Genomic DNA, 24,222 nt, shown 5'->3' with positions numbered 1-24,222 from the left:
AGCCAGCACTCTATGGCCACGGATGACGCCGAGTACCGCATCGAGCACGACACCATGGGCGAGGTCCGCGTCCCCGCAAAAGCGTTGTGGCGCGCGCAAACCCAGCGTGCGGTCGAGAACTTTCCGATTTCCGGCCGGGGCCTGGAGCGCACCCAGATCCGTGCCTTGGGCCTGCTGAAGGGCGCCTGCGCGCAGGTCAACAAGGACCTCGGGCTGCTCGCTCCGGAGAAGGCCGACGCGATCATCGCCGCGGCCGCCGAGATCGCCGATGGCCGCCACGACGACCAGTTCCCCATCGACGTCTTCCAGACCGGTTCGGGCACCAGCTCCAACATGAACACCAACGAGGTGATCGCCAGCATCGCGGCCGCCAATGGTGTCACGGTGCACCCCAACGACGACGTCAACATGTCGCAGTCGTCCAATGACACCTTCCCCACCGCAACCCACATCGCTGCCACCGAAGCCGCCGTGCGCCACCTCATTCCGGCGCTCGAGGTGCTGCACGACGCGCTGGCGGGCAAGGCCCGCGAATGGCACACCGTGGTCAAGTCGGGCCGCACCCACCTGATGGACGCCGTTCCCGTCACGCTCGGCCAGGAATTCAGCGGGTACGCCCGCCAGATCGAGGCGGGCATCGAGCGGGTGCGCGCCACACTGCCCCGACTGGGTGAGCTGGCGATCGGCGGGACCGCGGTGGGCACCGGCCTGAACGCTCCCGACGGCTTCGGCGCCAAGGTGGTCGAAACGTTGATCGCCTCCACCGGCCTGAGCGAATTGCGCACGGCGGCAAACTCCTTCGAGGCCCAAGCCGCGCGCGACGGGCTGGTCGAGGCGTCCGGGGCGCTGCGCACCATCGCCGTCTCGCTGACCAAGATCGCCAACGACGTCCGCTGGATGGGGTCGGGCCCGCTGACCGGCCTGGCCGAAATCCAGCTGCCCGACCTGCAGCCGGGCAGCTCGATCATGCCGGGCAAGGTGAATCCGGTTCTCCCCGAAGCAGTTACGCAGGTCGCCGCGCAGGTGATCGGCAACGATGCCGCGGTGGCGGTCGGCGGCCTGTCCGGTGCGTTCGAGCTCAACGTGTACATCCCGATGATGGCCCGCAACATTCTCGAGTCGTTCAAGCTGCTGACCAACGTGTCGAAGCTGTTCGCCGAGCGCTGCATCAGCGGCCTGGCGGCCAACGTCGAGCACCTGCGGGAGCTCGCCGAATCGTCGCCGTCCATCGTGACGCCGCTGAACTCGGCGATCGGCTACGAGGAGGCCGCCGCGGTGGCCAAGCAAGCCCTCAAGGAGCGCAAGACGATTCGCCAGACCGTGATCGACCGCGGCCTGATCGGCGACAAGCTGTCGATCGAGGAGCTCGACCGCCGCCTCGACGTGCTGGCCATGGCCCGCGTCCAAGACGAGGTCAAGCCGAAAGACTAGGCCGGCCGTCATGCGGTGACGGCGGTCGACGAAGAGTAAGGGTGGTTTTTCCATGACGGCTCCTCCCGGCGGCCCCTACGGTCAGGGGCCTTACGGAAGCAATCCGTATGGGCAGGACCCGAATTGGCGCGGCCAGCCGCCGGCCGGCGGCCCCTACCCGCAAGGCCCTTACCCGCAGGGCGGTCCGTACGCCTATCCGCCGGGCGGCCCGTACCCGTATCCGCCGCCGGGCGGCCCCGCCGCCAACCCTTACCAGGCGCCGCAGTATCCCCCACCGGGACAACCATTTCCGCCCGGCGGGCCCTACCCGCCGGGCCGTCCCCCCGGTGGCTCGAAGCTGCCGTGGTTGATCGTCGCCGGTGTGGTCGCGCTGGCCGTGATAGCGCTGGTGGCCACCCTCGTGGTGATGAAGGGCGGCCACGGCAAGAAGCCGTCGAGCGCCGCGCCGCCGTCGACGAGCACGTCGGTCTCGCAACCGAGGAATTCGGCGCAAAACGCCACCGATTGCACGCCGAATGTGTCCGGCGGTGAGATGCCCCGCAGCGACTCGATCGCCGCCGGCAAGCTCTCGTTCCCGGCCGGCGCGGCGCCCTCCGGGTGGACGGTGTTCTCCGATGACCAGGGGCCCAACCTGATCGGCGGACTCGGCGTCGCCCAGGACGTGCCCGGCGCCAATCAATGGATGATGACGGCCGAGGTCGCAGTCACCAATTTCGTTGCCAGCATGGACCTCACGGCGCAAGCCACCAAACTGATGCAGTGCGTGGTCAACGGACCCGGGTATGCCAACGCGGCACCCACGCTGGGACCGGTCAAGACGTCGTCGATCACCGTGGACGGGACCAAGGCGGTGCGGGCCGACGCCGACGTCACGATCGCCGACCCCACCCGCAACGTCAAAGGCGACTCGGTCAGCATCATCGCGGTCGACACCAAGCCGGTCACCGTTTTCATCGGCAGCACACCCATCGGTGACACCGCGTCGGCGGACCTCGTCGGCAAAATCATTGCCGCGCTGAAGGTCTCGAAGTCCTGACGCGGCCCTAACCGGCCGGGGCCGTCGGCGCCGACACGTGCGTGGCCTCGGATCGCCCGCGCAACACGGTGGAATAGCATTCGGCCCAGTGCCCGCGTTCGGCCTCACCGGCCGCCTCGATGGCGGCCGCCGAACACAGGATTCGCCGATCGGAAGTCTTGGCGAGGTCGGCCAGCCGCGCGGCCTCGTTGACGGCGTCGCCGATCACTGTGTATTCGTACCGGTTCTCGGCGCCGACGTTGCCGGCGAAAACGCGCCCCGCGGAGACGCCGACGCCGAAATCGACCGGCAACCGCCGCAGTTGCGTGGCCAGTGCACGGGCTGTCGCCAGGGCCGAGGACGCCGGCTCGCTCGTCGGCAACGGCACCCCAAATACGGCCAGCGCGGCGTCACCGGCGAATTTGTTGATCATCCCGTGGTGTTCGTCGACGGCGTTGACGACGATCCGGAAGAAGTCGTTGAGCACCTCGGCAACCTCTTGCGGCGGGCGGTTTTCCGCGAGCTGCGTGGAACCCACCAGGTCGATGAACAGCACCGCCGCTTCGACCACGTCGCCGGACAGGGATGCTCCCTCTTCGACGGCGCGCTGCGCGACGTCGGCCCCGACGTGGCGCCCGAACAGATCACGCAGCCGGTCACGCTCAGCGAGCCCGGCCACCATTCGGTTGAATCCTGTTTGCAGCCGCCCGATTTGGGAACGTTCGTAGGCGCCGACGTAGGTCTCCATGCGGCCGTGTTCGACCTCCGCCATGGCGTCGACGACCTCGCCTATGGGGTCCGAGATGGACCGAGACGTCAGGATCATCGTCGGCAGCCCCAGCACCAGCGCCGCCAGCGACACCACCAGGATCGGCACGTCCAATGATGCCGACTTCTCGATCAGCCACCCGTAGGAGCGGAGGACGATCAGCGACGCGATGACCGCGATGGGAAACGCGCTGCACAGAAACCACAGCAGAACCAGTCGCGCGTACACGCTCGGCACGGCCAGCCGCGGCTCGGCGCCCAGCGTGGCGGCCCGCATGATGGGGCGCATGGTGCGCTGCGCGAGCAGCATCCCCGTGCCGGCGGCGGCCGAGCCGCCGAGCACCACGCCGAGCACGATGGGCAGCAGCAGCCGGGCCCCACCACCCAGATTCAGCAGGATGAAGGTTCCGCCGCTCAGCGCCCAGGCCGTCACCAGGATCGCCGACTGGCGCCCGGCCAGCTTCATCACGGCCTCGCGCTGTTCCGGTGTCGGTTCGTCGCCCGCCACAAACCAGCGCAGCGTGGGCGCCAGGCTCAGGGCGCCTGCCACTGAGACGCCGATGATGCCCAACACGATCAGCAGCGCCACTGGCGCCGTGCTGTGCCGCGCGAAGTCGTCGTTGGCCGCGACGGACGTGTGGCCGCGCAGGGGGATCAAGATGGCGGCCGCTTCGACGACGGCCAGGACATAGGACAGGCTCAGGTCGAGCCCGTAGTGAAACATCCACCGTCGAGCGGACTTTCGTCCTTTCGCGGCGGGCCCGACGTTGGCGCTAGGCACCGTTGTTCGGCCCGCCGGAGTTCTGCCCGGGGATGTCGGTGATCGGGAAGTTGGGCATCGGCTTGGGTGAGGGCGTGTCGGGCAGCGTGGGGATATCACCGGCGGGGATGTCGCGCAGACCGTTGACGGGTGGGCCGTTCTCCCGGCCGCCGTAACTGCTGCCGGGCGCGCGTGGTCCCAGCAGTTCGCTGACCGTCACCATCCGGTAGCCGTTGGCCTTGAGCACCGGGATGAACTGATAGACGAGATCGACGGTGCTCGAATAGGTGTCATGGAACAGCACCACCGAACCCGGCTTGATGTAGGTCATCAGCATGGATCGCGTCGCCGCCGTGTTCGAGTCGTTGGCCCAATCGAAAGGGATGACGTCCCAAAGGATTTCGGCCAGCCCGAATTGACCGGCGGTCTGGCGCACCACCGGGTCGGACAATCCGCCCGCGGGCCGGTACAACGTCGGCGTGCGGCCCGTCGCGGCGGTGATGGCGTCATTCGCCTTGGAGAACTGCGCGGCGATGTCCTCCCGCGGGATGGTGGTCATGTTGGGGTGTTCCCAGGTGTGGCTGCCGATTTCCATCCCCGCGTCGGCGATGCGCTTGGCCCCCGCCGGGTTGGCGGCCACCTTGTTGCCGATCAGAAAGAACGTGGCCTTGGCGTCGTTGTCCTTCAGGACGTGCAGCAGCCGCTCGTCGAAGGGGCCGGGGCCGTCGTCGAAGGTCAGCGCGACGCATTTGATGACCGCGCAGGACAGGTCGTCGGCGCGTGTCACGTGACCGGTCAGCCCGCCGATCACCAGGACCGCGACGGCCGCGACGACACCGACCAGCGTGCGCCAGTAGCGCCAGGCCAAAGTGTCGGGTCGTTTCGCCACGGTAAGAGCCTACTCACCGCGAGACTGCAACCAGCGACGCGTTTCGCGGGTGAAACGGTAGTGGAATACAGTTTCGCGGCGAAAACGCTCAGTGCGGTCCGGCGATTTCCTCGAGCATCTCGGTGACCAGCGCGGCGATCGGCGATCGCTCGCTGCGCAGCAGGGTGATGTGGGCGAACAGCGGATGGCCCTTGAGCTTCTCGATCACGGCCGCGACCCCGTCGTGGCGCCCCACCCGCAGGTTGTCGCGCTGGGCGATGTCGTGGGTCAGGACCACCCGCGACCCGGTGCCCAGCCGGGACAGCACGGTCAGCAACACGTTGCGCTCCAGCGACTGCGCCTCATCGACGATGACGAACGAGTCGTGCAGCGACCGACCCCGGATGTGGGTCAGCGGCAGCACTTCGAGCATGCCGCGGGACAGCACTTCCTCGAGCACCGCCGGGCTGGCCAGGCCCTCGAGGGTGTCGAAAACGGCCTGCGCCCACGGCCCCATCTTTTCGCTCTCGCTGCCGGGCAGGTACCCCAACTCCTGGCCGCCGACGGCGTACAGCGGGCGGAAGACCACCACCTTGCGCTGGGTCCGCCGCTCCAGCACGGCCTCCAGGCCGGCGCACAACGCGAGCGCCGACTTGCCGGTGCCGGCCTTGCCGCCCAGCGACACGATGCCGACCGACTCGTCGAGCAGCAGGTCCAGGGCGACCCGTTGTTCGGCGGACCGCCCGCGCAGTCCGAACACTTCGCGGTCACCGCGGACCAGCTGAACGCGCTTGTCCGCGTTGACCCTGCCCAGCGCGTGGGAGCTACCACCGAGCAGCCGAATGCCGGTGTGGCAGGGCAGGTCTCGGGCTTCGGCAAGATCGATCTCACCGTCGGTGAACAGCGCGTCGATATCGTCGGTGGCGGTTTCGATCTCGCGCATGCCCGACCATCCGGAGGCCACGACGTCTTGCGCGTGGTACTCGTCGGCGGCCAGCCCCACCGCGGCGGCCTTGACCCGAAGCGGAATGTCCTTGCTGACCAACGTGACTCGTTTGCCTTCGGCGGCGAGGTTGGCGGCGCAACTCAGGATCCGGCAGTCGTTGTTGTCGCCGCGGAATCCGGCGGGCAGCACGGCCGGGTCCGTGTGGTTGAGTTCGACGTGGAGCGTACCGCCTTGTGTCCCAACGGGAATGGGCTGATCCAGGCGGCCGTGCACGAGCCGAAGATCGTCGAACAGGCGCAACGCCTGGCGGGCGAACCATCCCAGCTCGTGGTGGTGGCGTTTGGCCTCCAGCTCGCTGATCACCACCAACGGAACAACCACCTCGTGCTCGGCGAACCGAGTGCACGCCCACGGGTCGGACAGCAGCACGGAAGTGTCGATCACGTAGGTCCGGATATCGGTCACGTAGCGCTCCTCGAGCGGGATGAGCCCGCGCGGACCCGCACAGGCATGTCGACGGGAACCGCAGCACCAGGACCGGGGCCGGTCCTTCCGTTGTGGTGACGGGAGGTGCCGCCCTGGCAGCAGAGCTTGACGCTGACCATCGGGAACGACGCTACTCCCGTGGCCGTCCGCCCGCTGTGCAGGCGCGCCGACACGACAAGCCGCGGCAACCCCGCGGAGGGATCAGCGGGGAGCGGGCCGCCGGCTCAGCCGACGATGAATTGCCGCAGGGCGGGCTCGTCCGCGAGCCCCCATGCGGTGATGCGTTCGGAGATCGCCTGCCGCAGCTGCTCCGGACCGAAAATGCCTGCGTCGGCGACGTTCTGCACCTTGTCCGCATACGCGTCGATGTCGGCGCCGGGCACCTTCAGGTCGGCCGCGCGGGCGGCGATCGCCGCGATCGTCTCGTCGCGGGTGTAGTCCAGGCAGTGCGCGATGAGGTTGGAGAAGAACACTTCGTGCCGCCGCTCGTCGCGCGCGATCCGGTCGACCAGCCCGGCCAGGATGGGCTCCTCGAGCTTGGCGGCCAGGTTCTCGCAGAACACGGCGTGGGTGCGTTCGGTGAACGCCAGGTGCACCAGGGTTTCCACCTGCGAGTAGGTGTCGGCGCGGTAGCCCTTCATCACGTACTGGACGCGGGCCTCTTCGTTGGCGGTCGGGTCGACCTCCCGGGTCACCACCAGGTACTCGCGCAGCGCGATGGCGTGCAGATGCTCCTCGGCGGTCCATCGGCCGATCCAGCGGCCCCAGTAGTCCTCCAGGATGAAGTGCTCGACCAGCTCGCGATGGTGGGCGGCCAGGTTGTCCTTGAGCAGCAGCATGATCTCGCAGGCATCCGTCAGCGGCCGGGGCAGCGTCGCCGACGAGGGTTCCCAGTCGCGTCCGCCGAGGAATGCGAAGTTCTCGCCCCGTTCGAACGGCACGTAGTCGTGCGCGAACCAGAGTTCTTCGGTGGACAGGTGGCGGTCGATGTTCGCTTCGACGACCGGCTCGAGTTCCAGGGTCAGCGCGTTAGCGACGGGTCTCTGTGCCATGAGATAACTGTAACCCGCGTACACAGGTTCATGAAATCGCCGGGGTCGTGTCGGAACAAGTGCTGACCTTGATCCTCGAACCCGGCCCGGCCGGGCCGTCAGGGCGGCGTCGCCGCCGGTTAGCGGCCGACCAGCGCCCAGTCTTCGAGGCCCTCGTACAGCGGAAACTCCTGGGCCAGCCGTGTCACGCGCTGCCGCAGGCCCGACACGTCGGCCGAGCTGCCGGCCGCCAGGGCGGTGGCGATGACGTCGGCAACCTCGCTGAACTCGGCGTCGCCGAAGCCGCGGGTGGCCAGGGCGGGCGTGCCGATCCGCAGGCCCGACGTGACCATCGGCGGCCGCGGATCGTTGGGCACGGCGTTGCGGTTGACGGTGATGCCGACCTCGTGCAGCAAGTCCTCGGCGGCCTGACCGTCGAGCGGGGAGTTGCGCAGATCCACCAGCACCAGGTGCACGTCGGTGCCGCCGCTGACCACCGACACACCGGCCTTCGCGACATCGGCGGCCAGCAGCCGCTCGGCGAGGATGCGGGCGCCCGACAGCGTCCGCTGCTGCCGCTCGACGAATTCGGGGGTGCTCGCGATCTTCAGCGCGACGGCCTTGCCCGCGATCACGTGCATGAGCGGACCGCCCTGCTGGCCGGGGAACACGGCCGAGTTGATCGCCTTGGCGTATTCCTGCTTGCCCAGGATCATGCCCGAGCGGCCGCCGCCGAGCGTCTTGTGGATGGTGGTCGACACGATGTCGGCGTGCGGCACCGGCGAGGGGTGCAAGCCGGCCGCGACCAGGCCCGCGAAGTGCGCCATGTCCACCCAGAGCTTGGCGTCGACCTCGTCGGCGATCGCGGCGAACGCCGCGAAGTCGAGGATCCGCGGGTAGGCCGACCAGCCGGCGATGATCACCTTGGGGCGAAATTCCAGCGCCTTGGCGCGCACCGCGTCCATGTCGACGAGGTGCGTCGTCGGGTCGACGCCGTAGAAACCGTTCTCGTAAAGCTTGCCGGAGAAGTTCAGCTTCATGCCGTGCGTCAGGTGACCGCCGTTGGCCAGGTCCAGCCCCAGCAGCCGCTCCCCCGGTGACATCAGCGCGTGCAGCACGGCGGCGTTGGCCTGGGCGCCCGAATGCGGCTGCACGTTGGCGAAGTCGGCGCCGAAGAGCGCCTTGGCCCGGTCGCGGGCGATGTTCTCCACGACGTCGACGTACTCGCAGCCGCCGTAGTAGCGGCGGCCGGGCAGGCCCTCGGCGTACTTGTTGGTCAGCACGCTGCCCTGGGCTTGCAACACCGAGCGCGGAACAAAGTTCTCCGACGCGATCATTTCCAGCATGTCGCGCTGGCGGCCCAACTCCTGGCCCAGCAGCGCGGCGATGTCGGGGTCGACCTCGGCGAGGGGGGCGGACATCACAGAGGTCGCGGCGCGGGCGTCAGGTGCAGCAGTCACGGCGCCAGTCTATCCAGCGGCGACTTTTCGCCAGCCCAGCCGTCGGGCTTTTCGGCGCTCCTGCAACACTTGCACTATGCCGCGGCTTAGCGAGCCGAGCCCTTATGTGGAGTTCGACCGAAAGCAATGGCGTGCGCTTCGTATGTCGACGCCGCTGGCCCTCACCGAGGAGGAACTGGTCGGCCTGCGCGGTCTGGGCGAACAAATCGACTTGCTCGAGGTCGAAGAGGTCTATCTGCCCCTCGCCCGGCTGATTCACCTTCAGGTCGCGGCCCGCCAGCGGTTGTTCGCCGCCACCGCGGAGTTCCTGGGCGAGCCTCAGCAAAATCCGGACCGGCCCGTGCCGTTCATCATCGGGGTCGCCGGCAGCGTGGCGGTCGGCAAGTCGACGACCGCCCGTGTGCTGCAGGCGCTGTTGGCGCGCTGGGACCATCACCCCCGGGTGGACCTGGTGACCACCGACGGGTTCCTGTACTCGAACGCAGAGTTGGACCGGCGAAACCTGATGCACCGCAAAGGTTTTCCGGAAAGCTATAACCGTCGGGCGCTGATGCGGTTCGTGACGTCGGTCAAGTCGGGCTCCGACTACGCGTGCGCGCCGGTGTATTCGCATTTGAAATACGACGTCATCCCCGGGGCCAAGCACGTGGTGCGCCATCCGGACATCTTGATCCTGGAGGGCCTCAACGTTTTGCAGACCGGTCCGACCCTGATGGTGTCGGACCTGTTCGACTTCGGCGTGTACGTGGACGCGCGGATCGAAGACATTGAGCAGTGGTACATCTCGCGGTTCCTGGCCATGCGCAGCACCGCCTTCGCCGATCCCGAGTCGCACTTCCACCACTACGCCGCGCTCAACGACACCAAGGCCGTCGCCGCCGCGCGCGAGATCTGGCGCTCCATCAACCGCCCCAACCTGGTCGAGAACATTCTGCCCACCCGGCCGCGCGCCACGCTGGTGCTGCGCAAGGACGCCGACCACTCCATCAACCGGCTGCGGCTGCGCAAACTTTAGGCGCGACTAGGCAGTCTCGAGGCGACGCACTCCCAGGTATTGCAACGCGGCGAACGCCGCCGTGTAGGCGCCGCCGGCCAGCGTCAGCGCGGCCCCGGTGACGGTCAGCGGCAATGCCTCGGCCGCCACGATCGAGGCCAGCGCGAAGAAGACGTTCGCCACGATGACGCCGATACCGACGCTGCGCAGGTCCGGCAACGCCCCGAGGCTGAACACCACGAGCCCGTAGATCACGAAGGAGGCCCCCACGGCGTAATCCTCGAAGGACGTCAGGCCGGTCAGCGACGAGAGCGGGTCGGCGAGGAAAGCGACGGCCAAGCCGAACAACCCCGTCAGGGTCGCGTCGGCGCGCACGGCAAAACGCAACAGCGAGTCGGTCGCGTCATAGAGGGGCCGCGTGGTGAGGCCCGATACACCAGAGACAGACATCATGTGATTACTCCTCGCGATGGCGGTGTTGGCTATTGCCACGGATACAACGACGAGGTGATTCACCCGGCTATTCCCGTTATCGGGTAAATATTTGACACGCGCCAGTCCGGCGGGATCAGCCGCCCCACGAGTCACAAGGCGCAGCGGCGGCGAGGCCCTATTTGCCGTAGCGGCGATGCCGCTGGCTGTAGTCGCGCAGCGCGCGCAGGAAGTCGACCCGGCGGAAGGCGGGCCAGTGCGCCTCGGTGAACCACATCTCCGAGTACGCGCTTTGCCACAGCAGGAAACCGGAGAGCCGCTGCTCGCCGGAGGTGCGGATCACCAGGTCGGGATCCGGCTGACCGGAGGTGTAGAGGTTTTCCGAGATCGCATCGACGGTGACCGTGTCGATCAGCTCCTCGGCGGTCGCGCCGTTGGCGAGTTCCTTGCTCAGCAGGGACCGCACCGCGTCGACGATCTCGCGGCGGCCGCCGTAGCCGACGGCGACGTTGACGTGGAAGGGCGCCACGACCGGCGTGGATTCCACCGCCTCGCGCAGTCGGCGGGCCGGTTGCTCGCCGAGCAGCTCGAGGTCGCCGACGGTGCGCACGCTCCAGCGATTGGCCGGCGCGCAGATCTCCTCGACGACGTCGGTGATGATTTCGATGAGCCCGGCCAGCTCCTCGGGATCCCGCTGCAGGTTCTCGGTGGAAAGCAGGTACACGGTGGTCATCTCGATGCCGGCCTCCTGGCACCAGCGCAGCATCTCGGCGATCTTGAGGGCACCCATCCGGTAGCCGTAGCTCACGTCGTCGTATCCCGCGTCGCGCGCCCAGCGCCGGTTTCCGTCGCACAGCACCGCGATGTGGCGGGGCAGTTCCGACTTGGAAGCGGTCAACCCCTGCCGCAGCCGCATCTCGTAGATCCGATACAGCGGTTCTTTGAGTCGCCGCGGGATGATTTCCACGAACACACACCCTACTGCCAGGCGCAATGGATTCCGGCTTGCAATTTCGGCCGGTCATATGAGCAGCCGGCCGAGAAGTCGACACTGCGCCGTAACCATCCCTGGCTACTCTGGCTGTTACACCCGCCCATGGCACCGTGGCCATCGGCGTCCCCAGTTGCAGAGACACAACACAGGAGACATGAGCAGCCAGACCCGCACCGTCCCGCATCCGGAACGCGAACCCGAGCCCATCGCCCCGGGCAACACCGTCGAGCGACTCGCAGAAGGTGCCGCCAATGTTTTGGGCAAACCCCGGCTGCGCGGCTGGATCCACTTCTACTCGGCGTGGTTGGCGATCATCGCCGGCGCCACGCTGGTGTCGGTGTCGTGGGCGGCCTCCTCGCCCCGCGCCGGTCATTCGACGCTGATCTACGCCGCGTGCACCGTGGCGCTGTTCGCGGTCAGCGCGACCTATCACCGGGTGCACTGGAAGTCAGACCTGGCCCGGATCCGGATGAAGCGGCTCGACCACTCGATGATCTTCATCTTCATCGCCGGCAGCTACACGCCGTTCGCGCGGTTGGTCATGCCGCAGGAGACCGGAGTGGTGGTGCTGTGCATCGTGTGGGGCGGCGCGCTGGCGGGCATCGCGCTGAAGGTGTGCTGGCCGACGGCGCCACGCTGGCTGGGCGTACCGCTTTACCTGCTGCTGGGCTGGGTGGCGATCTGGTACGCCCCGACGATCCTGCACCAGGCCGGGGTGGCCGCGATGGTGCTGCTGGCCGTGGGCGGTGTGTTCTACAGCGTCGGCGGGATTTTCTACGGCTTACGCTGGCCCGACCCGTGGCCGCGGACGTTCGGCTATCACGAGTTCTTCCACGCCTTCACCGCGGTCGCGGCGATCCTGCACTACATCGCCATGTGGTTCGCCGTCTTCTACACGCAAGACCACGCTTGGCTGCTGGGAGCTTGACCGCCGCCTAGCTTTGGGCGACGTCGTCGTCGGGCGACCAGTACGCCTTCATCGCGGCGATCTTCCCGCTGCCGTCGAAGACCATGACATCGATCGGCTCGATCACCATCCGGTGCTCGCCGGCGGTCACGGTCAGCCGGAACTGGAAGGCCGCCTCGTTGCCGCACACGCGCAGCGTCTTCAGTTCGCATTCGCGCTGCAGATTGTCGACCGCGGAGTAGAAGCCGTGGATCGCCTGGCGCCCGATGTGCACCTCGCCGCCGACCGGGTCTTCGACCGTGGCGTCGTCGGCGTACAACTCGACCAAGTCATCGGCGCTGCCCTTGGCGACCAGTTCGATGTAGCGGTGGACCGTGCTTCTGATCGCTTCGGTCTTGGCGGCATTCGGCATGGGAGGCAGGGTAACCCGGCCCAGTGGTGAGCGCCAGCGCGGCGCAGCCGGGCGCAGCGGGTCACCACCATCGGCTTCAGTCGTCGAAAACACCCAGGGCGGCGGCCAGTTCGGGTGCGCGGGTCACCGGCAGGTCGCAGACCCGGCCACGACACACGTAAGCGGCGTCGGCGCCGGCCACCCGGTCGCGCCCGGCCAGCAGCGCCGACGAATCCACCTCCCCGCCCACCACGATCGCCCCGCCGGGCGCCAGCCGCCGCGCCTCGACGAGCAGCGGTGAGCGCGACGGGTCGCAGGCCACCGCGATCTGCAGGGGTCCGCGGACCGCGGCCTCCGCGACGGCCAGCCAATGCCCGGCCGAGCGCGGCGCGCGCTCCAGCAGGACCGAGTGCGCGCGCAGCGCGTCGTCGGCCGCCCGCAGGTACCGCTCGGCGCGCTCCCCGTCGACCAGATGCGCCGCTGTCAGCAGCGCCTCGGTGATCGACGACGCGCCCGACGGGGTCGCCCCGTCCAGCGGGTCGGCCGGCCGGAGCATCAGCTGCTCGGCGTCGTCGGCGGTGTCGAACCAGCGGCCGGGCCGCTCCCTATCGGCGAAGTGCGCCAACGCGGTGTCCAGCAGATCGGTCGCCCTTGTCAACCAGGCCGCCTCGCCGGTCAGCTGGTAGAGCGCCAGCAGCCCGGTGGACAGCATCGCGTGGTCCTCGAGGATGGCGACGCTGTCGCCGACCACGCCGCCCAGACTGGCGCGCCGCAACCGCCCATCGACGACGTGCAGGTCGACCAACGCGCGCGCGCAACGGCTTGCGGCGTGGGCGAATTCGGGTTCGTCCAACGCCACGCTGGCCTCGGCCAACGCGGTGATCGCCAGGCCGTTCCAGGAGGTGACCACCTTGTCGTCGCGGCCGGGCTGGACCCGGCCGCGCCGGGCGATCAACAACTCCGTCCGCACACGTTCAGCCCGCTGCGGGTCCTCCGGATCGGCGGGCAGCTGCAGCACCGAGGCACCGTGCTCGAACGTGCCGGCCGGGGTGACCGCGAAAACCTCTGCGGCCCAACGGCTGTCGTCGTGACCGAGCGCGTCGTTCAGCTGTTCCGGTGTCCACACATAGGTCGAGCCCTCGCGGCCGTCGGCGTCGGCGTCCAGCGACGAGGTGAACATGGGACCGTCGGCGAGGTCGGCGAGCAGGAACCGAGCGGTCTGGTCGGTGATTCGGCGCGCCAGCGGGTCGCCGGTACGCCGGGCCCAGTGCGCGTAGGCGCGCAGCAGCAGCGCGTTGTCGTACAGCATCTTCTCGAAATGCGGTACCACCCAAGCGTTGTCGACGCTGTAGCGGGCGAAGCCGCCGCCGAGCTGGTCGTAGATGCCGCCGCGCGCCATCGCGTTGCCCACAAGCGACACCGCGTCCAGCGCCGCCGGCGATCCGGTGCGTTCGTGGTGGCGCAGCAGCGCCTCGAGCAGCGCCGAGGGCGGGAACTTGGGTGCACCCCCGAACCCGCCATGCACGGTGTCCTCATCCTCGAGCAGGGAGGCGACGGCGTGGTCACACAGGTCGGGCGCCACGGCAGGGCCCTCCCCCGGAACACCAGAAGCCATCTTGCGCAGCTCGCCGGCGATATGGTCGGACGCCTCCTCCACCTCACCGCGACGCTCCCGCCAGGTGGCGGAGACGGCCGAAAGAAGTTGCAGGAAGCCATCTTTCGGATAGTAGGTGCCGCAGAAGAAGGGCCGCCCATCGGGCGTGAGGAAACACGTCATCGGCCACCCGCCCTGCCCGGTGAGGGCGACCGTGGCGTTCATGTACACCGCGTCGATGTCGGGCCGTTCCTCGCGGTCGACTTTGATGCAGACGAATCCCGCGTTCATCGCGGCGGCGACGTCGGGGTCTTCGAACGACTCGTGCGCCATGACGTGGCACCAGTGACAGGCGGCGTACCCGACCGACAGCAGGATCGGCACGTCGCGGGCGGCGGCGTCGGCCTGCGCCTGCGGTGTCCACTGCTGCCAGTGCACCGGGTTGTCGGCGTGCTGGCGCAGATACGGACTGGTGGCCAGCCCCAGGGTGTTCGTGGCGGGCGGGTCAGCCTGGCTCATCGCCGGATCCCGGGGGTCGCGGCGATCCGTCCGCCTGATCCGGGGTCTGCCCAAAGCCCGGGTCGACGGCGTCGGTGCCCTCGTCCGCGGCCTGGTCCGGCTCGGGATGCTTGGGATCGAACGACTCCGGCACCTTCTTCAGCTGCCGGTTCATCGACCGGATGAGGAACAGCGTGGCGATCACCAGCAATACGACGATCAGCAGCCCGACCGGGCTGGCCTTGCCGAAGTCGGGCCCGTGCTGCGGCGCGTTGTCGGCCTGCCAGCCGGCGGCGCTCGCGAGGAGAACGACGTGGTTCACGCGTCCGTCTCGATCCCGGCGAACAGGTCGTCCTCGGGCAGCCGGACCGGGACCCGCGAGCGGGCCAACTCGAATTCCTCGGTGGGCCAAAGACGTTGCTGCCATTCGATGGGAGCCGCGAAGAAGTCGTGGTCGGGGTCGATCTGCGTGGTGTGCGCCCGCAGCGCGTCGTCGCGCTGGCTGAAATAGGCCGAGCACTCGACGCGCGTGGTGACCCGGGACTCGAACGGGTCGTGCGCGGCGTCCCAGTGCTCGAGCCACTTCTTGAACGGCGGTTCGTGACCGTGCTTGAGGGCCTCGTCGTGCAGCAACTGCATCCGGGCCCGCAGGAAGCCGTGGTTGTAGTAGAGCTTCGACACCGTCCACGGCTCACCGGCGTCCGGGAAACGCCGATAGTCGCCGGCCGCCTCGAAGGCGCCGACCGAAACCTGGTGGCAGCGAATGTGATCGGGATGCGGGTAGCCGCCGTTTTCGTCGTACGTGGTCATCACGTGCGGGCGGAACTCGCGTACGACGCGTACCAGCGCCTCGACCGACTCCTCCAGCGGCACCAGCGCGAAACACCCCTCGGGCAGCGGCGGCGGCGGGTCGCCCTTGGGCAATCCGGAGTCGACGAAGCCGAGCCAGGTGTGCTCCACGCCGAGGATCTCAGCGGCCTTGGCCATCTCGTCGCGGCGGATTTCGGCGATGTGCCCGTGCACCTCGGGCAGATCCATCGCCGGGTTGAGGATGTCGCCGCGCTCACCGCCGGTCAACGTCACCACCAGCACCCGATGGCCCTCATCCGCGTAGCGGGCCAGGGTGGCCGCGCCCTTGCTGGATTCGTCGTCGGGGTGGGCGTGCACCGCCATCAACCGCAATTCGCTCACGTGCTCCCTTGTCACCTCTGGTGGTCGCCCGGTCTGACCCTATAATTCCAGTTCCACATCGTTGCATGCTGTCGGCCGGTGCCAGGCAGCCGACAACCAGGTATAACCACGCATGACCGATACCCCCGCTCCGCGTCCGGAGGCCCGCTACGGGCGTTCCCGGCTGTCGCGCATCCCCCGGCGATGGGTGATCGTCGCGCTGGGTGTGCTGGTCGTTGCGGCCGGACTGGCCGTGGCCGCGATCGGTTACCACCGGTTCGGCACCAGTGACGTCAAGGGGACGCTGGCCGGTTACCGGGTGGTCGACGACCAGACGGCGTCGATCACGATCAGCGTGACCCGATCGGATCCGTCGCGGCCGGTGGACTGCATCGTGCGGGTCCGCGCCGCCGACGGCAGCGAGACGGGACGGCGCGAGCTGCTGGTCCCGCCGTCCGACGCGGCCACGGTGCAAGTGACGACGACGGTCAAATCCTCCGAGCCGCCGGCGGTCGCCGACATCTATGGCTGCGGCACCGATGTGCCCGCCTACCTGCGCCCGTCCTGACCCTGCCATCGACCCCGAACAGCGAATATGGAGTCATCAACTGTTTGCGCGGTGGTAACATGGGTGAATGCACGGTTCCGGTTGGGACCGTGTTGCTGCATTAGCGGCCGTCAGCAGATCGGCGCCGCAGCACACGGGGATGGACCCGCACGCTTTCGACGGCGGAGTCAACAGGACTTACGCGAACTCGCGGAACAACATACGAGGAGCACGACGAGATGACGGACACTTCGGTGACCTGGCTGACCCAAGAGTCACATGACCGACTCAAGGCCGAGCTCGACCAGCTGATCGCGAATCGTCCGGTCATCGCCGCGGAGATCAACGACCGCCGCGAGGAGGGCGACCTGCGCGAAAACGGCGGCTACCACGCCGCCCGCGAAGAGCAGGGCCAGCAGGAGGCCCGGATTCGCCAGCTGCAGGATCTGCTCAACAACGCCAAGGTCGGCGAGGCGCCCAAGCAGTCCGGGGTGGCGCTGCCCGGATCGGTGGTGAAGGTCTACTACAACGGCGACAAGTCCGACACCGAGACGTTCCTCATCGCAACCCGCCAAGAAGGCGTCAACGACGGCAAGCTCGAGGTGTACTCGCCGAACTCACCGCTGGGCGGCGCCCTGATCGACGCCAAGGTCGGCGAGACCCGCAGCTACGTGGTGCCCAACGGCAACACCGTCGAGGTCACCCTCGTCAGCGCGGAGCCGTACCACTCCTGATCGCTTTCTCGCGAGCAGACGCAGAATCGCACTAAACGCGCGCAGCGCGTGCGATTCTGGCTCTGCTCGGCGTGCTAGGCCAGCGCCTGCTCGAGGTCGGCCAGCAGGTCGGCGGCGTCCTCGATGCCGACCGACAGCCGCACCAGGTCGTCGGGCACTTCCAATTGCGACCCCGCCGTCGACGCATGCGTCATCGCGCTGGGGTGCTCGATCAGCGACTCGACCCCACCCAGCGATTCGGCCAGGATGAACACCTTGGTGTTGGCGCACAGATCCCGGGCCGCTGCCCGGCCGCCCCGCATGCGCACCGACACCATGCCGCCGAACCCGCGCATCTGCCGCGCGGCGACCTCGTGCCCGGGGTGCGAGGGCAGACCGGGATACAGCACCGCGCTCACCGCGGGATGGCCGGCGAGGAATTCCGCTACGGCCGTGGCGTTTTCGCTGTGCCGCTGCATGCGCAGCACCAGGGTCTTCAGGCCGCGCATCGTCAGGTAGGCGTCGAACGGGCCGGGCACCGCGCCGGCCCCGTTCTGCAGAAAACCAAACGCGTCGTCCAGCTCCCGGTCGTTGGTGACCAGCGCGCCGCCCACCACGTCGGAATGTCCGCCAATGTATTTGGTGGTGGAGTGCAGCACGATGTCCGCCCCCAGCGTCAGCGGCTGCTGCAGCGCGGGGGAAGCAAACGTGTTGTCCACCAACACTTTCGCCGAATGCCGCGCGCCCAGATCCGCGATGGCGGCGATATCGGCGATGGACAGCAACGGGTTGGTCGGGGTTTCCACCCAGATCATCCGGGTTCGCGGCGTGATCGCGGCGGCGACGGCGTCCAGCTCGTGCAGCGCGACGGGCGTGTATTCGACGTTCCAGTGGGTGAAGACCTTGTCGATCAGCCGGAACGTGCCGCCGTAGGCGTCATTCGGGATCACCACGTGGTCGCCCGGCCTCAGCACTGCCCGCAGGGCGCAGTCGGTGGCGGCCATACCCGACGCGAAGGCCCGCCCGTGGGCGCCCTCCTCGACGGCGGCCAGCGCGGCCTCCAGCGCGGCGCGGGTCGGGTTGCCGGTGCGGGCGTATTCGAATCCGCCCCGCAGTGCGCCGACGCCATCCTGGGCGAAGGTGCTGCTGGCGTAGATCGGGGCGTTGACCGCTCCCGTCGCCGGATCCGGCCGATAGCCGGAGTGAATCGCCTTGGTGGCCAGTCCGGTGAACTCGGGGTGTGGGTTGCGGTCGTCGCTCATCGACGATCAGCCTAGGTGACGGGCGGCCTTTCGGCGCCGTCGATCGGCAGGCACACGGTCGTCATGATCTTGTCCGCCAACGTCTGGCGCTTCGAATCCCACAGCGGGAAAAGGAAACCGATGAAGCAGATGATCGCGTCGATGAAGTGCGCCAGCGCGCGCACCACGGACATGCCGAAGCCGAGGGGTTGGCCGGTGACCTCGCTGACCACCTTGAACTTCATCACCGATTTGCCGACGCTGGACCCGGTCGTGCCCTGCTGGTAGCCGTAATTCCAGATCAGGTAGAACAGCCCGACGATCGACGCCAACCACTGGGCGACCATGCCGAGGGTCGAGTTCTGGGTGGCGCAGTACTGGTTGACGGCGTACTGGGTGACGTCGGTGATGCAGGCCGTCTGCTGCGTGGCGAGCAGGATCGCGGTGCCGATGCCGTGCACGACGACGTACGGGAGGATGTCGATGACGAACGCCAGCGCGCGGGTGAGCCACGGCGTGTACTCCTGCGTCGGCAGGGTGCGGATCGCCGGTCCCGGCGGCGGCGGCGCGTAGCCACCAGACGACGGCGGTGGCGGCGGGTAGGACCCACCGGGCGGCGGTGGCGGCGGCGGGTAGGACCCGCCGGCGGGCGCCGAAGGAGGGGGCGGGAACGGCTGGGCGCCGGACGGCGGCTGCTGCCCACCGGAGGGACCGGGCGACGAGGGAGGCGGCGGGTAAGCGCCGCCGGGCGGCGGTTGATCGGTCATGGGCAACCTTCCACTGCGGAACAGCTGGACATCTTTGGCTCGATTGGGCCGAATTACCGTACCTGAGCGTTTCACGCCCGGGCGAGACGCGCATCACCCGCCCAGCACCGCGCGCTACCGGCGCCCGCTCAGTCCGCGGGGCCCGTCGGAAAGGAAGCCCAGCAGGTCATAGCGGGTGATCACGCCCACCGGTTTGCCCTCCTCGACCACCATCAACGCGTCCCAGTCGCGCAACGCCGTGCCCGCCGCGCTGATCAACTCGCCCGCGCCGATCATCGGCAACGGGGGGCTCATGTGCTGCGCGACCGCGTCGGCCAGTTTCGCCCGGCCCTCGAAGACGGCCGAGAGCAGTTCGCGTTCGGAGACGCTGCCGGCGACCTCCCCCGCCATCACGGGAGGCTCGGCGCCGACCACCGGCATCTGGGACACCCCGTACTCGCGCAGGATGCCGATGGCGTCGCGCACCGTCTCGGACGGGTGGGTGTGCACCAGGTCGGGCAGCGCACCGGACTTGCGGCGCAACACGTCGCCGACCCTGGACTGCTCCGTCGACCCGTCGAGCCGACTGCGCAGGAACCCGTACGACGACATCCAGGCGTCGTTGAAGATCTTCGACATGTAGCCCCGCCCGCCGTCGGGCAGCAGCACCACGACGAGCGAGTCGGGTCCGGCTTGCTCGGCGACGCGCAGCGCGGCGACGACCGCCATCCCGCACGACCCGCCGACCAGCATCGCTTCCTCGCGGGCCAGGCGCCGGGTCATGTCGAACGAGTCGGAGTCGGACACGGCGATGATCTCGTCGGGCACCGTGCGGTCGTAGGCCTGCGGCCAGAAGTCCTCGCCGACGCCCTCCACCAGATAGGGCCGGCCGGTTCCGCCCGAATAGACCGACCCCTCGGGGTCGGCGCCGATGATGCGCACGGCCCCGTTCGATATCTCCTTGAGGTAGCGGCCCGCGCCGGTGATCGTGCCGCCGGTGCCGATGCCGGCGACGAAATGGGTGACCTTGCCGTCGGTGTCGGCCCAGATCTCCGGGCCGGTGGTGGCGTAGTGGCTAGCCGGGCCCTCCGGGTTGGCGTACTGGTCCGGCTTCCACGCGCCATCGATTTCGGTGACCAGCCGGTCGGAGACGCTGTAGTAGCTGTCCGGGTGGTCGGGGGGCACGGCCGTCGGGCACACCACGACCTCGGCGCCGTACGCGATCAGCACGTTGCGCTTGTCCTCGCTGACCTTGTCCGGGCAGACGAACACACATTTGTAGCCGCGGTGCTGGGCGACCAGGGCCAGCCCGACGCCGGTGTTGCCCGAGGTGGGTTCGACGATGGTGCCGCCGGGCCGCAGCTGTCCGCTGGCCTCGGCGGCGTCGATCATCTTCACCGCGATCCGGTCCTTCGAGCTGCCGCCGGGGTTGAGGTATTCGACCTTGGCCGCCACGATGCCGGCACCGTCGGGTACGACGGAGTTCAGGCGCACCAGCGGCGTGCCGCCGATGAGGTCACTGATGTGCTGCGCGATCCGCATGCGTCACATCGTCTCAGGCGGTTTCGCACGGCGCACAACTGCGCTGCGCGAACGCGCCCGGCTACTCGGTGGCCTCGCGGATGTAGTCGCCGATCTGACCCAGCGAGCGCACGGCCTCCGGCACCATCGGCGCGGCCAGCTGGAAGTCGTGGATCTGCCCCGGCCACACCCGCACCTCGGCCGGCACGCCGACCGCGGCCAGCCTGCTCGCCGCCAACCGCGCATCGTGCAGCAACACCTCGGAGCCCGACACGTGAATCAGCGTGCGCGGCAGGCCGGGCTTGATGTGTTCCAGCGGTTCGTAGATCTCTTCGGGTTTGCCGTCGACTTTGTTCTTCCCGGCCGCGGCGGCAACCAGCTCGGCGAGCGCGTCGAACGCCCCGGCGGAGAACATCGCGTCGGTGTCGATGTTGGGGTGGGCCTGCTTGGGTTCCTTCGCCAGCTGCAGCAGCGGCGAGATCGCCACCAGCGCCGCGGGCTCCTCGCCCTCCTCCTGCAGGCGCTGCGCCAGCGTGAGCGCCAGGTAGCCGCCCGCGGAGTCGCCGGCCAGCACGATCTGGTCAGGCTGGTAGCCGCGCCGCCGCAGCCATCGGTAGGCATCGCGGCAATCCTCGATCGCCATGCCGACCGAATTCTTGGGCAGCAGACGGTAATTGACCACCAACACGGGTGAGTCGGCGAACTTCGAGAGGGTTTCGACGAGCCTGCCGTGGGAGTTCGCCCCGCAGGTCAAAAACGCGCCGCCGTGGAGGTACACGACGACCCGGCGGCTGCCGTCGGCGGGCAACACCCCGGGCGCGCGCACCAGCTGCGCCGAGGCGTGCGGCAGCTGCACCGTCTCGCGGACGGTGGCCGACGCCGGGATCAGCACCCGGGCGGTGAGGTCGATGAGACCCCACGGCCACGGCAGGTTGGGGACGTGGCTGCCGACGGTCAGGATCGGCCGGATCGTCAGCCGTGACGTCAGGTTGGCCAATCGCGCAGCAACGCTGGGGCCGGATTCGAGGACCTCGACGGGCGCGCCGTCGCTGATCGCGAATTTGCGCGTCTGGGCGCGACGGGCCTTGAGGACATCATGGGCACGAACGGTGCTCTCACGCGACCCCGATACCTTGCTAGGTGCGGTCATGCTCAACACTTCCTACGCCGTTGTAGTGCGATACAGCATGTGACGAGGCTGTTGAGCGTCTGGTTCAGCCGTTTGCCAAGGCGCTCAGCCATCCCCTTGTTCTCAGCTTGACAGCCGTTGCTTAGTGCAACGTATGAAATTGCTGATTTGATACCAGTTTTGCTTCGCACCGTGACCAGTTCGTTTTTTCGCACCGGCCGCGCAAACTCGGCAGCGGCCCTAAACTTGAGTGCGTGACCATTCGGGTGCCACGTCGTTCGGCGATCGCCCTGGCCACTGCAGGCGCGCTGGCCTCGACAGGAACCGCCTACCTGGGGGCGCGCAGTCTGTTGGTCGGCCAGGCGTCCCACGCGCGCACCATCATCCCCAAGGCGTGGGACATCCCACCCCGCGCCGACGGCGTGTACACGCGGGGCGGCGGGCCTCTGGAACGGTGGCGCCGCGGCATGGCGGCCGACCTGCACCTGATGATCTTCGGCGATTCGACCGCCGCCGGTTACGGCTGCATGAGCGCCGACGAGGTTCCGGGGGTGCGGATCGCGCGGGGCCTCGCCGAGCAGACCGGCAAGCGAATCCGGTTGAGCACCAAGGCCATCGTCGGCGCCACCTCGAAGGGCGTGTGCGGCCAAGTCGACGCGATGTTCGTGGCCGGCCCGCCGCCGGACGTGGCGGTGATCATGGTCGGCGCCAACGACGTGACCGCGCTGAACGGGGTGAGCCAGTCGGCGCAACGGCTGGCGTTGGTCGTGCGCAAGCTGCGCGCCCGGGGCGCCGTGGTGATCGTCGGGACCTGCCCGGATCTGGGGTTCATCAGCGCGATTCCGCAGCCGCTGCGTTCGCTCGCGCACGAGCGGTGCCTGCAACTCGCCCGCGCGCAGACCGCGGCGGTCCGCTCGGCCGGCGGCGTGCCGGTGCCGCTGGCGCAGCTGATGGCGCCGCAGTTCCGGGCCACGCCCGACGCGATGTTCTCCGCCGACGGCTACCACCCGTCGGCGCCGGCCTATGCGCTGGCCGCCGACGCGCTGCTGCTCGCCCTGTGCGACGCGCTGGGCGAGAAGGTGGAGCGCCCGCCGCTGGGCCCGCCGGTGCCCGCGGCGGCGCCGGTCCTCGGGCAGCGCCACACGCGGGCCAGCGTGATGTCGCGGCTGTGGCGGCGTCCGGCACCCGGACCTGCCCCGTCTTCGTGCCCCGAGGTCGGCAGCGACTAGATTTGTCTTCGCCCGTCGGGGTGGACCCGCCGCCCGATGGTGAAGCGAGCCAGCCCCATCTGTGGGATCTGCAGGGATCTGAAGGGAACCACCATGCCTGAAGCCGTCATTGTCTCAACTGCTCGCTCGCCGATCGGCCGCGCGATGAAGGGGTCGCTGGTCAACATGCGCCCCGACGACCTGACCGTCCAGATCGTGCGGGCCGCGCTGGACAAGGTGCCCGCCCTGAACCCGCACCAGATCGACGACCTGATCCTGGGCTGCGGGCAGCCCGCCGGCGAATCCGGCTACAACCTGGCGCGGGTCATCGCCGTGGAGCTCGGTTTCGACTTCCTGCCGGGCACCACCGTCAACCGGTACTGCTCGTCGTCGCTGCAGACCTCCCGGATGGCGTTCCACGCGATCAAGGCCGGTGAGGGCGACGCGTTCATCTCGGCGGGCGTGGAAACCGTGTCCCGCTTCGCCAAGGGCAGCGCCGACTCGTGGCCGGACACCAAGAACTCGCTGTTCGGTGAGGCCCAGGAGCGCTCCGCCGCCGCGGCCGAAGGCGCCGACGAGTGGCACGACCCCCGCGCCGACAACAACCTGCCCGACGTCTACATCGCCATGGGGCAGACCGCCGAAAACGTCGCCCTGCTGACCGGCATCAGCCGCGAAGACCAGGACCACTGGGGAGTGCGCAGCCAGAACCGCGCCGAGGAAGCGATCAAGAGCGGGTTCTTCGAGCGGGAGATCGCCCCGGTGACCCTGCCCGACGGCACCACGGTGAGCACCGATGACGGCCCCCGCCCCGGCACCACGTACGAGAAGATCAGCCAGCTCAAGCCGGTGTTCCGGCCCAACGGCACCGTGACGGCCGGCAACGCCTGCCCGCTCAACGACGGCGCGGCCGCGGTGGTGATCACCAGCGACACCAAGGCCAAGGAGCTCGGCCTCACGCCGCTGGCGCGGATCGTGTCCACCGGGGTCAGCGGCCTTTCGCCGGAGATCATGGGCCTGGGCCCGATCGAGGCGACCAAGAAGGCGCTGGCGCGGGCCAAGCTGTCCGTCGGCGACATCGACCTGTTCGAGATCAACGAGGCGTTCGCCGTCCAGGTGCTGGGTTCGGCCCGCGAGCTGGGCATCGACGAGGACAAGCTGAACGTGTCCGGTGGAGCGATCGCGCTGGGCCACCCGTTCGGCATGACCGGTGCCCGCATCGCCACCACGCTGCTCAACAACCTGCAGACGCACGACAAGACGTTCGGTCTGGAGACCATGTGCGTCGGCGGCGGCCAAGGCATGGCGATGGTGATCGAGCGACTGAGCTGAGCCGTTCACACTCGCGAGAGTGCAACTAGCGACTCGTTTT

Annotated in this window: 23 protein-coding genes; 8 read left to right on the top strand and 15 right to left on the bottom strand. The window is 68.6% G+C overall.

What is annotated here, in order from left to right:
• Nucleotides 1-12 precede the first annotated feature (12 nt).
• Complete coding sequence (locus JF781_RS09220) at nt 13-1,431, top strand: class II fumarate hydratase (RefSeq protein ID WP_225328084.1); 1,419 nt, start codon at nt 13-15, stop codon at nt 1,429-1,431.
• 52 nt (nt 1,432-1,483) lie between these two features.
• Nucleotides 1,484-2,467, top strand: a complete 984-nt coding sequence (locus JF781_RS09215) for a hypothetical protein (RefSeq protein ID WP_225328083.1) — start codon at nt 1,484-1,486, stop codon at nt 2,465-2,467.
• Nucleotides 2,468-2,474: 7 nt separating this feature from the next.
• Here JF781_RS09215 and JF781_RS09210 read toward each other — a convergent pair whose 3' ends face one another.
• From JF781_RS09210 to glyA, 5 genes are all read right to left on the bottom strand, one after another.
• On the bottom strand, nt 2,475-3,938 hold the full coding sequence (locus JF781_RS09210) for an adenylate/guanylate cyclase domain-containing protein (protein ID WP_225328082.1): 1,464 nt from the start codon (nt 3,936-3,938) through the stop codon (nt 2,475-2,477).
• A 49-nt stretch (nt 3,939-3,987) separates the two neighbouring features.
• Entirely contained in the window at nt 3,988-4,863 is an 876-nt protein-coding gene (locus JF781_RS09205; protein WP_225328081.1) for a polysaccharide deacetylase family protein, read from the bottom strand.
• Nucleotides 4,864-4,951: 88 nt separating this feature from the next.
• Entirely contained in the window at nt 4,952-6,253 is a 1,302-nt protein-coding gene (locus JF781_RS09200; RefSeq protein WP_225328080.1) for a PhoH family protein, read from the bottom strand.
• Nucleotides 6,254-6,498: 245 nt separating this feature from the next.
• On the bottom strand, nt 6,499-7,326 hold the full coding sequence (locus JF781_RS09195) for an acyl-ACP desaturase (protein ID WP_225328079.1): 828 nt from the start codon (nt 7,324-7,326) through the stop codon (nt 6,499-6,501).
• A gap of 119 nt (nt 7,327-7,445) precedes the next feature.
• Nucleotides 7,446-8,726: a serine hydroxymethyltransferase gene (gene glyA / locus JF781_RS09190; RefSeq protein ID WP_225328152.1), complete on the bottom strand. Its 1,281-nt coding sequence runs from the start codon at nt 8,724-8,726 to the stop codon at nt 7,446-7,448.
• A 115-nt stretch (nt 8,727-8,841) separates the two neighbouring features.
• On the opposite strand from glyA, the gene coaA reads away from it, so the two are divergent.
• Nucleotides 8,842-9,780, top strand: a complete 939-nt coding sequence (coaA, locus tag JF781_RS09185) for a type I pantothenate kinase (protein WP_225328078.1) — start codon at nt 8,842-8,844, stop codon at nt 9,778-9,780.
• Nucleotides 9,781-9,786: 6 nt separating this feature from the next.
• Here coaA and JF781_RS09180 read toward each other — a convergent pair whose 3' ends face one another.
• Nucleotides 9,787-10,212: a hypothetical protein gene (locus tag JF781_RS09180; RefSeq protein ID WP_225328077.1), complete on the bottom strand. Its 426-nt coding sequence runs from the start codon at nt 10,210-10,212 to the stop codon at nt 9,787-9,789.
• Between the two features lie 157 nt (nt 10,213-10,369).
• Nucleotides 10,370-11,158, bottom strand: coding sequence for a (2Z,6E)-farnesyl diphosphate synthase (locus JF781_RS09175; protein ID WP_225328076.1), 789 nt, complete (start codon nt 11,156-11,158; stop codon nt 10,370-10,372).
• A gap of 181 nt (nt 11,159-11,339) precedes the next feature.
• Between JF781_RS09175 and JF781_RS09170 the strand changes: the two genes are divergently transcribed.
• A complete protein-coding gene (locus tag JF781_RS09170; protein ID WP_225328075.1) occupies nt 11,340-12,113 on the top strand; it encodes a hemolysin III family protein in 774 nt (257 codons plus the stop codon).
• 7 nt (nt 12,114-12,120) lie between these two features.
• Here the strand turns inward: JF781_RS09170 and JF781_RS09165 are convergent, their stop codons facing one another.
• The 4 genes from JF781_RS09165 to mca all read right to left on the bottom strand — a co-directional run bounded on the left by JF781_RS09165 (nt 12,121) and on the right by mca (nt 15,766).
• Nucleotides 12,121-12,504, bottom strand: coding sequence for a nuclear transport factor 2 family protein (locus JF781_RS09165; protein WP_225328074.1), 384 nt, complete (start codon nt 12,502-12,504; stop codon nt 12,121-12,123).
• A 76-nt stretch (nt 12,505-12,580) separates the two neighbouring features.
• Nucleotides 12,581-14,596, bottom strand: coding sequence for a thioredoxin domain-containing protein (locus JF781_RS09160; protein WP_225341156.1), 2,016 nt, complete (start codon nt 14,594-14,596; stop codon nt 12,581-12,583).
• Nucleotides 14,583-14,897, bottom strand: a complete 315-nt coding sequence (locus JF781_RS09155) for a hypothetical protein (RefSeq protein WP_225330491.1) — start codon at nt 14,895-14,897, stop codon at nt 14,583-14,585. The genes JF781_RS09160 and JF781_RS09155 overlap by 14 nt, the downstream gene beginning before the upstream one ends.
• Nucleotides 14,894-15,766, bottom strand: coding sequence for a mycothiol conjugate amidase Mca (mca, locus tag JF781_RS09150; RefSeq protein ID WP_225330492.1), 873 nt, complete (start codon nt 15,764-15,766; stop codon nt 14,894-14,896). Before mca ends, JF781_RS09155 begins: the two co-directional genes overlap by 4 nt.
• 112 nt (nt 15,767-15,878) lie before the next feature.
• On the opposite strand from mca, the gene JF781_RS09145 reads away from it, so the two are divergent.
• On the top strand, nt 15,879-16,313 hold the full coding sequence (locus JF781_RS09145) for a DUF4307 domain-containing protein (protein ID WP_225330493.1): 435 nt from the start codon (nt 15,879-15,881) through the stop codon (nt 16,311-16,313).
• Nucleotides 16,314-16,531: 218 nt separating this feature from the next.
• The gene (greA, locus tag JF781_RS09140) at nt 16,532-17,026 is read left to right on the top strand and encodes a transcription elongation factor GreA (protein ID WP_007168983.1); all 495 of its coding nucleotides are present in this window, start codon (nt 16,532-16,534) and stop codon (nt 17,024-17,026) included.
• Nucleotides 17,027-17,100: 74 nt separating this feature from the next.
• Here the strand turns inward: greA and JF781_RS09135 are convergent, their stop codons facing one another.
• The 4 genes from JF781_RS09135 to JF781_RS09120 all read right to left on the bottom strand — a co-directional run bounded on the left by JF781_RS09135 (nt 17,101) and on the right by JF781_RS09120 (nt 21,663).
• A complete protein-coding gene (locus JF781_RS09135) occupies nt 17,101-18,267 on the bottom strand; it encodes a cystathionine gamma-synthase (RefSeq protein WP_225330494.1) in 1,167 nt (388 codons plus the stop codon).
• An 11-nt stretch (nt 18,268-18,278) separates the two neighbouring features.
• The gene (locus JF781_RS09130) at nt 18,279-19,013 is read right to left on the bottom strand and encodes an RDD family protein (protein WP_225330495.1); all 735 of its coding nucleotides are present in this window, start codon (nt 19,011-19,013) and stop codon (nt 18,279-18,281) included.
• A 114-nt stretch (nt 19,014-19,127) separates the two neighbouring features.
• Complete coding sequence (locus JF781_RS09125) at nt 19,128-20,534, bottom strand: cystathionine beta-synthase (RefSeq protein ID WP_225330496.1); 1,407 nt, start codon at nt 20,532-20,534, stop codon at nt 19,128-19,130.
• A gap of 61 nt (nt 20,535-20,595) precedes the next feature.
• On the bottom strand, nt 20,596-21,663 hold the full coding sequence (locus JF781_RS09120; RefSeq protein WP_225330497.1) for an alpha/beta hydrolase: 1,068 nt from the start codon (nt 21,661-21,663) through the stop codon (nt 20,596-20,598).
• Nucleotides 21,664-21,908: 245 nt separating this feature from the next.
• Between JF781_RS09120 and JF781_RS09115 the strand changes: the two genes are divergently transcribed.
• Together JF781_RS09115 and JF781_RS09110 are read left to right on the top strand one after the other, a co-directional pair.
• Nucleotides 21,909-22,871 (top strand): SGNH/GDSL hydrolase family protein, encoded by a 963-nt coding sequence (locus JF781_RS09115; protein WP_225330499.1) that lies wholly within the window; start codon nt 21,909-21,911, stop codon nt 22,869-22,871.
• A 93-nt stretch (nt 22,872-22,964) separates the two neighbouring features.
• On the top strand, nt 22,965-24,182 hold the full coding sequence (locus JF781_RS09110; protein WP_225330498.1) for an acetyl-CoA C-acetyltransferase: 1,218 nt from the start codon (nt 22,965-22,967) through the stop codon (nt 24,180-24,182).
• Nucleotides 24,183-24,222: the final 40 nt, after the last annotated feature.

It is taken from the genome of Mycobacterium sp. WUMAC-067 (assembly GCF_020217485.1).
Lineage (GTDB): Bacteria > Actinomycetota > Actinomycetes > Mycobacteriales > Mycobacteriaceae > Mycobacterium.
The sequence above is the reverse complement of the archived record's forward strand: the minus strand, read 5'-3'. Positions and strand labels throughout refer to the sequence as shown.

Coding starts and splice junctions, on each gene's coding strand:
- JF781_RS09170 (WP_225328075.1), top strand. CDS start 11,340: ATGAGCAGCCAGACCCGCACCGTCCCGCATCCGGAACGCGAACCCGAG.
- JF781_RS09125 (WP_225330496.1), bottom strand. CDS start 20,534: ATGCGGATCGCGCAGCACATCAGTGACCTCATCGGCGGCACGCCGCTG.
- JF781_RS09180 (WP_225328077.1), bottom strand. CDS start 10,212: ATGATGTCTGTCTCTGGTGTATCGGGCCTCACCACGCGGCCCCTCTAT.
- JF781_RS09120 (WP_225330497.1), bottom strand. CDS start 21,663: ATGACCGCACCTAGCAAGGTATCGGGGTCGCGTGAGAGCACCGTTCGT.
- JF781_RS09135 (WP_225330494.1), bottom strand. CDS start 18,267: ATGAGCGACGACCGCAACCCACACCCCGAGTTCACCGGACTGGCCACC.
- JF781_RS09195 (WP_225328079.1), bottom strand. CDS start 7,326: ATGGCACAGAGACCCGTCGCTAACGCGCTGACCCTGGAACTCGAGCCG.
- glyA (WP_225328152.1), bottom strand. CDS start 8,726: ATGTCCGCCCCCCTCGCCGAGGTCGACCCCGACATCGCCGCGCTGCTG.
- JF781_RS09130 (WP_225330495.1), bottom strand. CDS start 19,013: ATGACCGATCAACCGCCGCCCGGCGGCGCTTACCCGCCGCCTCCCTCG.
- coaA (WP_225328078.1), top strand. CDS start 8,842: ATGCCGCGGCTTAGCGAGCCGAGCCCTTATGTGGAGTTCGACCGAAAG.
- JF781_RS09110 (WP_225330498.1), top strand. CDS start 22,965: ATGCCTGAAGCCGTCATTGTCTCAACTGCTCGCTCGCCGATCGGCCGC.
- greA (WP_007168983.1), top strand. CDS start 16,532: ATGACGGACACTTCGGTGACCTGGCTGACCCAAGAGTCACATGACCGA.
- JF781_RS09160 (WP_225341156.1), bottom strand. CDS start 14,596: ATGAGCCAGGCTGACCCGCCCGCCACGAACACCCTGGGGCTGGCCACC.
- JF781_RS09220 (WP_225328084.1), top strand. CDS start 13: ATGGCCACGGATGACGCCGAGTACCGCATCGAGCACGACACCATGGGC.
- JF781_RS09215 (WP_225328083.1), top strand. CDS start 1,484: ATGACGGCTCCTCCCGGCGGCCCCTACGGTCAGGGGCCTTACGGAAGC.
- JF781_RS09165 (WP_225328074.1), bottom strand. CDS start 12,504: ATGCCGAATGCCGCCAAGACCGAAGCGATCAGAAGCACGGTCCACCGC.
- JF781_RS09210 (WP_225328082.1), bottom strand. CDS start 3,938: ATGTTTCACTACGGGCTCGACCTGAGCCTGTCCTATGTCCTGGCCGTC.
- JF781_RS09145 (WP_225330493.1), top strand. CDS start 15,879: ATGACCGATACCCCCGCTCCGCGTCCGGAGGCCCGCTACGGGCGTTCC.